This is a genomic window from Streptomyces sp. NBC_00289 (assembly GCF_041435115.1).
Taxonomy (GTDB): domain Bacteria; phylum Actinomycetota; class Actinomycetes; order Streptomycetales; family Streptomycetaceae; genus Streptomyces.
On the sequence record NZ_CP108046.1, the window covers coordinates 4786829 to 4799541 of the forward strand.

Annotated in this window: 6 protein-coding genes; 1 reads left to right on the forward strand and 5 read right to left on the reverse strand. The window is 72.2% G+C overall.

What is annotated here, in order from left to right:
* Positions 1–151: 151 nt before the first annotated feature.
* From OG985_RS21610 to topA, 3 genes are all read right to left on the reverse strand, one after another.
* The gene (locus OG985_RS21610) at positions 152–1357 is read right to left on the reverse strand and encodes a DNA polymerase III subunit delta' (RefSeq protein ID WP_371669981.1); all 1206 of its coding nucleotides are present in this window, start codon (positions 1355–1357) and stop codon (positions 152–154) included.
* Between the two features lie 315 nt (positions 1358–1672).
* The gene (tmk, locus tag OG985_RS21615; protein WP_371669982.1) at positions 1673–4954 is read right to left on the reverse strand and encodes a dTMP kinase; all 3282 of its coding nucleotides are present in this window, start codon (positions 4952–4954) and stop codon (positions 1673–1675) included.
* A 275-nt stretch (positions 4955–5229) separates the two neighbouring features.
* The gene (gene topA, locus OG985_RS21620; RefSeq protein WP_371669983.1) at positions 5230–8058 is read right to left on the reverse strand and encodes a type I DNA topoisomerase; all 2829 of its coding nucleotides are present in this window, start codon (positions 8056–8058) and stop codon (positions 5230–5232) included.
* 413 nt (positions 8059–8471) lie between these two features.
* Here topA and OG985_RS21625 point away from each other — a divergent pair, with 413 nt between their 5' ends.
* Positions 8472–10679 (forward strand): putative transposase, encoded by a 2208-nt coding sequence (locus OG985_RS21625; protein WP_371669984.1) that lies wholly within the window; start codon positions 8472–8474, stop codon positions 10677–10679.
* Here the strand turns inward: OG985_RS21625 and OG985_RS21630 are convergent.
* Positions 10670–10873 carry a hypothetical protein gene (locus OG985_RS21630; protein WP_371669985.1) on the reverse strand — a complete coding sequence of 68 codons (204 nt, stop codon included), beginning with the start codon at positions 10871–10873 and terminating at the stop codon, positions 10670–10672. The two genes, OG985_RS21625 and OG985_RS21630, sit on opposite strands and share 10 nt — an antisense overlap.
* A 303-nt stretch (positions 10874–11176) precedes the next feature.
* Complete coding sequence (locus tag OG985_RS21635; RefSeq protein ID WP_371669986.1) at positions 11177–12712, reverse strand: methyltransferase; 1536 nt, start codon at positions 12710–12712, stop codon at positions 11177–11179.
* Between the last annotated feature and the right edge of the window lies 1 nt (position 12713).

The following is a 12713-nucleotide window of genomic DNA, read 5'->3' on the forward strand; positions in this document are numbered from 1 at the left end:
CGTAACGCTGTGCGACAGGACGGATGCCGTGCGTGCGCACTCTGCCTCGTACGAGTTACCTCGTCAACCTGCGGACCTAAAGCCGCTGACCAGCGGGTGCCGACCGGCGGGCTCCGGCCGGGCGGTCTGGCGCCGGCCAGGCGGTCTGCGGTCAGCCCGCTCTCAGCGCCATCGTCATCGCCTCCACCGCGAGCAGCGGGGCCACGTTGCGGTCGAGGGCGTCTCGGCAGGCGGCGATCGCTTCGATACGACGGAGGGTGGACTCCGGTGAGGTGTTGCGGGCCAGCCGCTCCAGGGCGTCCTCGGCGTCGGCGTTGGCGATCGCCACCCGGGAGCCGAACTGGAGGGCGAGGACGTCGCGGTAGAAGCCGGTGAGGTCGGTCAGGGCGACGTCGAGGCTGTCCCGTTGGGTACGGGTCCTGCGGCGCTTCTGCTTGTCCTCCAGGTCCTTCATCACGCCCGCCGTGCCGCGCGGCATCCGGCCACCCTGGACCGCTCCCATCGCCGCCTTGAGCTCGTCGGTCTCCTTGCCGTCCCGCTCCTCGGCGAGTTGCCTGGCGTCCTCCGCGGCCGCGTCGACGAGTTCCTGGGCCGCCCTGAGGCAGCCGCCGACGTCGTCGACGCGCAGGGGCAGCTTCAGCACGGTGGCCCGGCGCTCGCGGGCGGCCGGGTCGGTGGCCAGACGGCGGGCCCGGTCGACGTGCCCCTGGGTGGCGCGGGCGGCGGCCATGGCTGCGGCCGGCTCGATGCCCTCCCGGCGGACGAGCATGTCGGCGACGGCGTCCACCGACGGCGTCGAGAGGTTCAGGTGGCGGCAGCGGGAGCGGATGGTCGGCAGAACGTCCTCGATGGAGGGGGCGCACAGCATCCAGACCGTGCGGGGCGCCGGTTCCTCGACGGCCTTGAGGACGGCGTTGGCCGACTTCTCGTTCAGCCGCTCGGCGTCCTCGACGAGGATGACCTGCCACCGGCCGTTCGCCGGCGAGGTGAACGACTTGCGGACGGTGTCGCGCATGTCGTCGGCGAGGATCTGGCTGCCGACGGCGGCGACGGTGGTGACGTCGGCGTGAGTGCCGATCAGCGCCGTATGACAGCCGTCGCAGAAGCCGCAGCCGGGGATTCCGCCGAGAGCGCGGTCGGGGCTGACGCACTGCAGCGCGGCGGCGAAAGCATGCGCCGTCTGGTTCCGCCCGGCGCCGGGCGGGCCGGTGAACAGCCAGGCGTGCGTCATCTTCGACGCCTCGGGCGGCGGCGCGGCCGTGGCGATCGCGGTGACCAGGGCGTCGGCATCCCGGGCGGCGGCGCCGAGTTGCTCGCTCACGTTCTCCTGGCCCACCAGGTCGTCCCAGACGGTCATGCCTCACCCCGCCCTTTCGTCATGATTCGCGGTGCGGGATCCATTGTGCGTGGTGCCACTGACAACGCGGTCCGACGGCCTGCCCGCCTCGCCTTCCGCCCCGGCGACGGCGTGGAAGCCGAGGCACGACGGCCCGGAGGCTTCGCACGTCCGGCCCCCGGCTCACGAACGGCCCGGCTCGCGCCCGCCATGAGCCGGCTTGGAAGCTGCGCACGTCCGGCCCCGGCACCCGTCCGGCCCCGCTCGCGGCCGCCGTGAGCGGTCGAATGCCCCGGAGCCGCGAGAGTCACCACCTGGGAGACGACGCCCAGGCGCTCAGTCCCGACGCCCTCGTCCCCGCCCTCGGCCCCGACCCCGCTGGTCACCCTGGTCCTCGTCGTCCTCGCGCGGTCCGAGCAGCTCGTCCGCCAGGGTGGGCAGGTCGTCCAGCGGCGTCTCCTCGGCCCAGTCGGACCGCGCCCGCCGCTGCGGCGTCCCGTCCGCGTCGACCTGGGGCAGCTCGCGCGTACGGCCCTCGGTCCCGTCCGGCCGTACTCCCGTCGTCTCGTCCCGGAAGAACCCGGGCGGAACCCGGTCGTCCGGACCGTCCCCACGAACCGGGGGCAGTACCGCCGTCTCGTCGGCGGCACCCGGCGGGACCGGCGGCAGCACCGCCGTCTCGTCCGCGTCGCCCGGCTTCACGGGACGCAGTACGGCCGTCTCGTCGTCCGCGCGGGGCGGCACCGGCGGCAGTACGGCCGTCTCGTCCGCCGCACCGGGCGCCACCGGCGGCTGCGGCAGTTCGGCCGTCACCTCCGCGTCCGGCACCCGGGAGGCTCCCCCGGAAGCCGTCCCGGAGGACGGGCTGTCGGCCTGCTCGTCGCGCACGGGGGGCAACACGGCCGTCTCGTCCACCGGCCCGCCCGACGCGTTCGTCGGCGCCACCAGCGGCGTCGGCACCGTCGCCGCGTCCGACGGGACGGCCGCGGGCGGCCGCGGGCCCGCCTTGGCCGCGGCCGTGGCCTGCTCGGCCAGCCGGCGCGCCTCCTCGGCGCGCAGCAGGGCCTCCTCGGCCTTGCGCTGCTTCTCCAAGCGCCGTTCCTCGGCCTCGGCCCGCAGCCGCGCCTCTTCCTCGGCCTGCTTGCGCCGCCGCTCCTCCTCGGCCCGGCGCCGGGCCTCCTCCTCGGCCCGTGCCTTCTCCTCGGCGAGCAGTCGCGCGCGCTCCTCGTCCGCCCGACGGCGCGCTTCCTCGGCCCGCACCCGGGCCTCCTCCGCCTGCCGTTCGGCCTCGCGCCGCTGCGCCTCCTCCAGCTCGCGCCGCTTGCGCTCCTCCTCCTCGGCGCGCAGCCGCTCGAGCTGCTCCTGGCGCTCACGCTCCAGGCGCTCCTCCTCGGCCTTGCGGGCGGCCTCTTCCTCGGCCTTGCGCCGGGCCTCCTCCTCGGCGGCCTTGCGCGCCTCCTCCTGGGCCTTCACCTCGGCCTCGGACAGCGGCAGCATCTGGTCGAGCCGGTGCCGGACGACCGTGGTGACGGCCTCGGGCTCCTGGCCGGCGTCGACGACCAGGTAGCGCCCCGGGTCGGACGCGGCCAGCGTGAGGAATCCGGACCGCACGCGCGCGTGGAACTCGGCCGGCTCCGACTCCAGCCGGTCCGGCGCCTCGGTGAACCGCTCGCGCGCGATCTCCGGCGAGACGTCGAGAAGGACGGTCAGGTGCGGTACCAGTCCGTCCGTCGCCCACCTGTTGATGCGCGCGATCTCGGTCGGGGACAGGTCACGCCCAGCCCCCTGGTACGCCACGGAGGAGTCGATGTAACGGTCCGAGACGACCACCGCGCCACGCTCCAGCGCGGGCCGCACCACCGTGTCGACGTGCTCCGCGCGGTCGGCCGCGTACAGCAGTGCCTCCGCCCGGTGCGAGAGGCCCGCGCTCGACACGTCCAGCAGGATCGAGCGCAGCCGCTTGCCGACCGGCGTCGCCCCCGGCTCGCGCGTCACGACGACCTCGTGGCCCTTGGCCCTGATCCACTCGGCGAGCGCCTCGGCCTGGGTGGACTTCCCGGCGCCGTCACCGCCCTCCAGGGCGATGAAGAAACCGGCGGTCGTCGGCTCCTGCACGGGGTCGTCGCCGCCGAGCAGCGCGTCCCGCAGGTCGTGCCGCAGCGGCACGCCGGACCGGTCGTCGATCTTGGCCAGCACCAGCGCGGCCACCGGCAGCAGCAGCGCGCCGACCAGCATCAGCGTGAACGCAGCGCCACCGTGCGCGAAGACGAACTTGCCGCTCTCCAGCCGGTGCGGCCCGACGGCGGCGGCCACCACGGGCGCCAGCAGCGCGCCCAGGGCCACCGAGACCCGTACGACCGCGTGCAGGTGCTCGGTCGTACGGGGCCGGCGGTACTCCTCGGCCTCCTGGTCCAGCAGCGTGTGCCCGGTGTTGGCGGCGACGCCCGCGCCGGCTCCGGCCAGCGCGACGATCAGCAGCACGCTGGTGACGTCCGGGACGAGCCCGGCGGCCAGCAGGGCGACACCGGTGAAGGCGATGGCCAGGGACAGCAGCCGGCGCCGCGACAGGGTCGGCAGCACGGAGGGCGCCGTGCGGATGCCGACGACGACTCCACCGGTCAGCGCGAACACCAGCAGGCCGTACGTCACCGGCCCGCCGCCCAGGTCCTTGGCGTGCAGCACGAACACCGCGACCGCGGCAGCCACCGACCCGGCGACGGCGGCGCAGGCGAGCACCAGCAGCGGGATCGCGCCGGTGCGGCCCTTGTCGACGCCCGCGCCCGTCCTGGGGCGCCGCAGTCCCTCGAGGGGTGAACGCGCGCGTGGCGTACGGGTGTCGGGGAGTTCGAGGTAGGTCAGCACCGACAGGGACGCGGCGAACAGTCCGGCCGCCACGTAGGAGGCGAGGGCTGCCTGGTGCTGGGCGAACCAGTCGATCCCGGCGCCCAGCAGGTTGTTGACGAGCGAGGCGACGACCAGCGCGGCGGCCGCGAGGGGAATGGCGACGAAGCTCGTACGCAGCGACAGCCTGCGCAGGGCGTCCAGGTGGTCCGGCAGCGGTCGTACCGTCGCGCCCTCCGGGGGCGGGGCGGGCAGCAGCGCGGGCGCAGCGCTCTCGCGGCACACCGTCCAGAAGCGCTCGGCGACACCGGTGACGAACGCGGTGACCAGGATCATGGCCAGCGCGTCGTCGGGCATCCAGTCGATCCACAGCGGCGCCACGATGAGCACCGCGGCCCGCAGACCGTCCGCGCCGACCATGGTCCAGCGGCGGTCGAGCGGGCCCTCGTGTGAGGTGAGCGAGGTGAGCGGGCCGAGGAGGACGGCCCCGAAGAGCAGCGTCGCCAGGATGCGCACCCCGAACACGGTCGCCACCGCGAACGCCACACCGCGGTACCCGCCGCCGAACGAGCCCTCGGCGATCGCCGCCTGGAGGGCGAGAACGACCAGCACCAGGAGGGCGAGGGTGTCGCCGACACCTCCCACGAGTTGCGCACTCCACAGCCGTTTCAACTGCGGCCGGCGCAGCAGGGCGCGAACGGCGCGCTCGCGGGAGTCCGCGACAAGGGCGTCGTCGGGGGCCGGGTGGTGGGCCGTTGGCTGCTCGCCTCGCGTCATGCTTTCAGCCTATCGGGACCAACTGACAGCACGGGGCGCGCGTCCACGCGTGCGCACGCCCCGACACCAAAGTGATGCCGGGGCGTTCCTTTCGCGAAGCCGACGTGAAGAATCCACGACGAACCCGCGCCGATCCCGTGCCGTCGACCGCGGTGCCGTCAACCGCGGTGCCATCGACCGCAGTGCCGTCGGCCCGGGCTCCGGGGAGACCTTCGGGCCCGGCCTCCGGGCGGGCCCGAAGGCTGAGGCTCGGCCTCCGGACCGCGCCCTCGGGCTCAGTCCTCGGACGCCGTCTTCGCAGCCGTCGCCTTCTTGGCTGCCGCCGTCGTCTTCTTGGCCGCCGTCTTCTTCGCGGTCGTCGTCTTGGCCGCGGTCTTCTTTGCGGCCGTCGCCTTCTTGGCCGGAGCCTTCTTCGCGGGCGCCTTCTTGGCCGTCTTCTTGGCGGGCGTCTTCGCCCGCTTCTCGGCGAGCAGCTCGAAGCCGCGCTCCGGGGTGATGTCCTCGACACTGTCGCCGGAGCGCAGGGTCGCGTTGGTCTCCCCGTCGGTGACGTACGGCCCGAAGCGACCGTCCTTGACGACGACCGGCTTCGCGCTGACCGGGTCCTCGCCCAGTTCCTTCAGCGGCGGCTTGGCGGCGGCGCGGCCACGCTGCTTGGGCTGGGAGTAGATTTCCAGCGCCTCTTCGAGGGTGATCGTGAAGAGCTGGTCCTCGGTCTGCAGCGAGCGCGAGTCCGTGCCCTTCTTCAGGTACGGCCCGTAGCGCCCGTTCTGCGCGGTGATCTCCACGCCCTCGGCGTCCTTGCCGACGACACGCGGCAGCGACATCAGCCTGAGCGCGTCCTCGATCGTCACCGTGTCCAGGGACATCGACTTGAACAGCGAGGCCGTACGCGGCTTGACGGCGTTCTTGCCGGTCTTCGGGGTGCCCTCGGGGAGCACCTCGGTGACGTACGGGCCGTAGCGGCCGTCCCTGGCGATGATCTGGTGACCCGTCGACGGGTCGGCACCGAGCTCGAAGTCACCGCTCGGCTTGGCGAGCAGCTCCTCCGCGAGCTCGACGCCCAGTTCGTCCGGGGGAAGGTCCTCGGGCACGTCGGCACGCTGGTGGTTCTCGGAGTCCTTCTCGCCGCGCTCGATGTACGGCCCGTAGCGTCCGACCCGCAGCACGATGTCGTTGCCCACGGGGAACGACGACACCTCGCGCGCGTCGATCGCGCCCAGGTCGGTCACGAGCTCCTTGAGTCCGCCGAGGTGGTCCCCGTCGCCGTTGCCGGCGTCCGCGGCGCCGCCCGCACCGGAGCCCTCGCCGAAGCCGAAGTAGAACCGCTTCAGCCACGGCACGGCCTGCGCCTCACCGCGGGCGATGCGGTCGAGGTCGTCCTCCATGCGGGCGGTGAAGTCGTAGTCGACGAGCCTGCCGAAGTGCTTCTCCAGGAGGTTGACCACGGCGAAGGACAGGAAGGACGGGACGAGTGCCGTGCCCTTCTTGAAGACGTAGCCGCGGTCGAGGATCGTGCCGATGATCGACGCGTACGTCGACGGGCGGCCGATCTCGCGCTCTTCGAGCTCCTTGACGAGGCTGGCCTCGGTGTAGCGGGCCGGGGGCTTGGTGGCGTGCCCGTCGACCGTGATCTCCTCGGCCGTCAGCGCGTCGCCCTCGGCGACCTGGGGCAGGCGACGCTCACGGTCGTCGAGCTCGGCGTTCGGGTCGTCGGCGCCCTCGACGTACGCCTTCAGGAAGCCGTGGAAGGTGATCGTCTTGCCCGACGCGCTGAACTCGACGTCGCGGCCGTCGGCGGCCCTGCCACCGATCTTCACGGTGACGGAGTTCCCGGTCGCGTCCTTCATCTGGGAGGCGACGGTCCGCTTCCAGATCAGCTCGTAGAGCTTGAACTGGTCGCCGGTCAGACCCGTCTCGGCCGGAGTGCGGAAACGATCACCCGAAGGCCGGATCGCCTCGTGCGCCTCCTGCGCGTTCTTGACCTTCCCGGCGTACGTGCGCGGCTGGGCCGGCAGGTAGTCGGCGCCGTACAGCTGCGTGACCTGGGCGCGGGCCGCCCTGACGGCGGTCTCGCTCAGCGTCGTGGAGTCCGTACGCATGTACGTGATGTAGCCGTTCTCGTACAGCTTCTGGGCGACCTGCATGGTCGCCTTCGCGCCGAAACCGAGCTTGCGGCTGGCCTCCTGCTGCAGCGTCGTCGTACGGAACGGGGCGTACGGCGAGCGGCGGTACGGCTTCGACTCGACGGAGCGGACGGCGAACCGCGTGTTCTCCAGGGCGGCCGCCAGGGCGCGGACGTTCGCCTCGTCGAGGTGGAGGATGTTCGCGCTCTTGAGTTGTCCCAGGGAGTCGAAGTCGCGGCCCTGCGCGACCCGCCTGCCGTCGACGGCCTGGAGGCGGGCGACCAGCGACGACGGGTCCGACGAATCTCCCACGCGGCCGGTCGCGAAGGTGCCCGTCAGGTCCCAGTACTCAGCAGAACGAAACGCGATGCGCTCGCGTTCCCGCTCCACCACGAGTCGTGTGGCGACCGACTGGACGCGGCCGGCCGACAGGCGCGGCATGACCTTCTTCCACAGGACCGGCGAGACCTCGTAGCCGTAGAGACGGTCGAGGATGCGGCGGGTCTCCTGGGCGTCGACCATGCGCTGGTTGAGGTCGCGCGGATTGGCGACGGCCGCGCGGATCGCGTCCTTGGTGATCTCGTGGAACACCATGCGCTTGACCGGGACCTTGGGCTTCAGCACCTCCAGGAGGTGCCACGCGATGGCCTCGCCCTCGCGGTCCTCATCGGTCGCGAGGAAGAGTTCGTCGGAGTCGCGCAGCAGGTCCTTGAGCTTCTTGACCTGTGCCTTCTTGTCGGCGTTGATCACGTAGATCGGCTGGAAGTCGTTGTCGACGTCCACGCCGAGGCGGCGCACCTCGCCGGTGTACTGCTCCGGCACCTCCGCCGCGCCGTTGGGGAGGTCGCGGATGTGCCCGACGCTCGCTTCGACGACGTATCCGGGGCCGAGATAGCCCTTGATCGTCTTCGCCTTGGCGGGCGACTCGACGATGACGAGTCGGCGGCCGCCCTGTGCGGTCTCGCTGGTCGGGGACAACTTCGCTCTTCTCTCCGGTCGAGGCTGGGGCCTTCCCAGGGGACCTTCGTCCCGGGGTCGGGTCATGGTGACGCTGCGGAGTGTGACGGTACATCCCGCCCCCGTGTCAAACGGGAAAAGCCCGCAACGGCCACTCGAACGGTAACCCGACTACCGCCATTCCTGCCGCCCGGAGTGCCCACCGGTCCTTTCGGGGCTGTCCGGAGGGCGACCTCCCCTTCACCGCGTTCGCGGCCAGGTCACAGCCCGGCCGACGGCTTCGCCGCGTTCCTCAGAGGTGCGTGAAGCACCATGTGCCGAGGGCCCAGACCTCCGGTAGTGACCTGTGGATAACCTCGCTGACCTGCGTGCTTTCTGCGGTGCTGATTGTGTGAAAGTTGTTGAGATGGCTGGCGAATGGATAGGGTCTCCTGGTGACCGAGACCATCGTGCTGGAGCTTCCGGGGATGCCGGAACCCTCTGTGCTGCGCCGGGTTGAGGTCGATGGGAAGTGCCTGGTCAGCCGCGGTGTGTCGGTGTTGTTCGTGTATGACGCGGCGGATCGCGGGATGCGTAATCTCGCGGTGGTGGCCGTCACTGATGCGGGCGTCGCGGTTCAGGAAGCGGCCACCGCCTTCGGGTTGACCCCGCAGTACGTGTCGATGCTTCGCGGGCGGGCCCGCCGGGATGGCTCGGCCGGCCTGGTCAAGCCGATGGGGCGGCGCCCGAAGCTGTCTCCGCGTCAAGTGGAGCAGGCCCGGCGGTGGGCCGGTCAGGGATGGTCTCAGGAACAGATCGCGGCGCGGTTGGGCATCCACCGCTCCCAGATCAGCCTGCTGCTCGCCAGGCATGGCGCGATAGCGCCACAACCTGAACTCCAGCTGCCTGCCGAGGGAGCGGAGCAGCCCGGGCCGGCCGGGGACGCTGCTCCAGAGCTGGAGGGTGTGCGGGCTGGGCAGGTCCGCTCGCGGTATGCAGGGGCGATGCTGGGGCATGCGTTCCTGGCCCGCTCCGGAGTGCCGGATACCTTCGCCTCGTTGCGGACGACCTCGTCGCGCGAGGCTGATGACGCCGCGTTGTTGTGCGCGGTGACGTTGGCGTTCGGGCTGGGGATCTCCTCGCTCGAAGGGGCGAAACTGCTGGACCGGCGGGAGGCCGGCGCGCTGGCGGGCCTGGCCCGCCTCCCGGAGTTGCGCACGCTGCGCCCGCAGCTGGCGGCGATCGCCGATGCGTGCGATCCCCTGGCGGTGCAGCGGCAGCTGGCCGCGGCGATGCTGGCCGTGGACGCGCCCGCGCTGGGCGTGTACTACGTGGACGATCACTTCGTGCCCTATGCCGGGGCCCGCCCGGTGGGCCGGGGCTGGAACAACAAACGCAAGCAGGCCCAGAAGGGCCACGGTGACACGCTCGTCACCGACTACCGGGGCCGCGCGGTGGCGTTCCTCACCGGCGAGCCCTCGGGGCTGACCCGGACCCTGCCCGAGGCACTGGAACAACTGCGGGCCATCACCGGCCCCGCGGCGAAACTGATGCTCGGCTTCGACCGCGGCGGCGCCTACGCGAGCGTGTTCAACGTCTGCCGGTCCTTCGAGACCGACTGGATCACCTACCGGCGCGGCAAACTGAAGATCTCCCTCATCAAGCCCACCGCCCACCCCTACCCTTCCCCCGGAGCCGGAGCCGGAGCCGGAGCCGGAGCCGGAGCCGGAGCCGGAGCCGGAGCCGGAGCCGGAGCCGGAGCCGGAGCCGGAGCCGGAGCCGGAGCCGGAGCCGGAGCCGGAGCCGAAGCCGGAGCCGAAGCCGAAGCCGGATCGGGCGAGGTGGTGTATCTGGCGGATGAGCTGGTGGAGTTCGACGGCTACGGAGTGTGCCGGCAGCTTTCCCTGTTCGAGGACGGGGTGCTGCGACTGCAGGTGCTGACCAGTGACATGACCGCGGGCGCCGCGTCGCTGCTTGCCTGGCTGCGCTCGCGCTGGCGGATCGAGAACGCCATCAAGGACCTGGCCCGCCTGCACGGCATCGACTGGCTGTGCGACTACCGCATGACCGAAACCGATGACACCACACCGGTCGACAACCCCGCCCGCGCCGCCGCCCTGCAGACCGTCCGCGACCGGGAAAAGGACCTCGCCGCCGCCGAACGCCGCCTGGCCCGCCTCATCGAGTCCCCGCTCCGCCCCGTCGCGAAGATCAACCAGCAGATCCCCGCCGCCCGCACCGACGTGGACGAGGCCAAAAAGGCCCTGACCACCGCCAAGACCGAGCTGAAGCAGATCTCGGTCAAGATCCCCGCCAACCAGCTCCACCCCGGCCGGCAGCGTGCCCTGCCCGCGACCGGGCGGCGCACCCTCCAGATGGTGCTGCGGATGCTGGCCTACAACACCGAACTCTGGCTCGCCGACCGCCTCAACAACTACCTGCGCGACAACAACGAGTACCGGACCCTGACCCGCAGCCTCTTCCACCTCCACGGCACCCTCGACTACCAGCCGAAGAAGATCACCGTCACCCTCGACCCACCCGGCAGCCCCCGCCTGACCCACGCCCTGACCCTGCTGATCGACGAAATCAACCAGACCCCACCCCACCTCCCCGGCGACCCCCGCCCGATCACCTACCACCTCACCCCGACTCAACAGTGATCAAGAACCCGATTCCGGAGGTCTGGGGCCAGCGCGATCACCGCGGCAAGCGTCGCGACCGTCGCCGATGCGACAGGGCTCACACCATGGGCGACGGGTTCGCGGTGCCGCACGCGCGCCGCGATCCACACCAGCAGTCCGCCCCCGAACAGGGCGAACACCACTCCTGCGAAGATCGCCGGTCCGCTTTCCATGGCCGCCCGTGCCTCTTTTCTCCCGTCCGGGTGTGCTCAGCCCGTGGAGGCTGACACGCACGGGCGGCGGGCAGGCGAACCCGAGGTGAACGCGGAGCTGCCGGGGCCGTGGACTCCCCCGGCCGCTGCCCGGTTCGTCCCTCTCCTCGACGTCCGGCGGGCGCCGCACCGAGCCGGCACGGGTAATTTTCCGGTCGTCTTCTTTTGTCTTTTTTGACGTGCAGGTGGAAACCGCGCGCGCGTCCCCGCCGCGCTCCGTGCCGCTCTCGCCGTGCGGGGTGGGCTGCCCCGGTGCTCCCCCGCTCAGACCGGCTCGATGAATCCCTGTTCCACCAGCAGCCGGATCTGCGCGGGCGTGCGGTCGCGCAGGAGCACCGGGTCCTCGCCGACCAGCTGGGCGATGGCGTCCAGGATGCGGCCAGCGCTCAGTGTGCCGTCGCAGACGCCGGCGAAGCCCGCGCCGACCGTGTCGACCTTGGTGGCCCGCCGCATGCCGCGGTTCTGGCGCAGCACCACGTGCTCGGGGTCCTCGGCCCCGGGCAGTCCGACCTGCTCCTGCACGATCTCCGGGGCGAGCCTGAAGTGCCCCGCGAGCAGGGCCGCGTCGTCGTGCTCCCGAAGGTGGTCGAGGCGGTCGAAGTGCGCCCGGACGGTGTCGCCGAGCGGTTGTTCGACCGGGTGCGGCCACTCCTCCACGGTGACCGAGGGCACGGCGGCGTCCGTCCTGCGCAGCGTGATCCAGCCGAAGCCCACGCCCCGCACCTTGCGTGCCTCGAACTCGTCCAGCCACGCGTCGTACCGCGCCTGGTACTCGACCGGGTCGGCCCGGTGGTCGCCGGCGTCCCTGAGCCACAGCTCGGCGTACTGCGTGACGTCCTGCACCTCACGCTGCACGATCCAGGCGTCGCACCCGCGCGGCACCCAGGACCTCAGCCTGTCCTGCCAGTCCTCCCCCTCCACGTGCTGCCAGTTGGCGAGGAACTGCGCGAACCCGCCTTCACGCAGTCGATCCCCCGCCTGCTGAACGAGCGTGCGGCACAGATCGTCCCCGCCCATACCGCCGTCGCGGTAGGTGAGCCGCGCACCCGGCGAGATCACGAACGGCGGGTTCGACACGATGAGGTCGTACGTCTCGTCGTCCCGGACCGGCTCGAACAGTGACCCCTCGCGCAGCTCGGCGGCCGGGGCGCCGGACAGGGCCAGCGTCAGCGCGGTGATGTGCAGCGCGCGCGGGTTGAGGTCGGTCGCCGTCACGCGGGTGGCGTGGTGTGCCGCGTGCAGCGCCTGGATGCCGGACCCCGTGCCGAGATCGAGGGCGGCGGAGACGGGCGTACGGACCGTGATGCCCGCGAGGGTCGTGGAGGCGCCGCCGACCCCGAGGACGACCCCCTCCTCGCGGCTGCCGATGCCGCCCGCGCCGCCGACCGCGCACCCCAGGTCGGACACGATGAACCAGTCCTCGCCGTCGGGACCGCCGTACGGCCGTACGTCCACCGTCGCGGCGACGGCGTCCTCGGCGCCCGCGCCGACGCGCACCAGCCAGCCTGCCTCGACGCACTCGGCGACGGGCAGAACGTCCGCCACGCGTGCGTGGAGCACGGGTTGCTGCAACAGGAACAGCCGTACGAGCGTCTCCAGCGGCGTGTCGCCCCGGGTGGCCCGGAGGGCGGGCACCGTCTCACTGCGTGCGAGTGCCGCGTACGCGGGGGCGCCGAGCAGCTCGAGCAGACCGTCGGCGGTGAAGGAGGCCCCGAGCAGGGCGTCCCGCAGCCGGACGGTGACGTCGGCGCGGTCGGTGGCCGGGAGGGCGGACAGAGCGGGCAGGCCGGAGTTACTCACG

What these genes read in the sequence shown, in the direction of transcription:
- OG985_RS21630 (WP_371669985.1), bottom strand. Translation starts at nt 10,873, where the DNA reads ATGGAAAGCGGACCGGCGATCTTCGCAGGAGTGGTGTTCGCCCTGTTC.
- OG985_RS21610 (WP_371669981.1), bottom strand. Translation starts at nt 1,357, where the DNA reads ATGACCGTCTGGGACGACCTGGTGGGCCAGGAGAACGTGAGCGAGCAA.
- tmk (WP_371669982.1), bottom strand. Translation starts at nt 4,954, where the DNA reads ATGACGCGAGGCGAGCAGCCAACGGCCCACCACCCGGCCCCCGACGAC.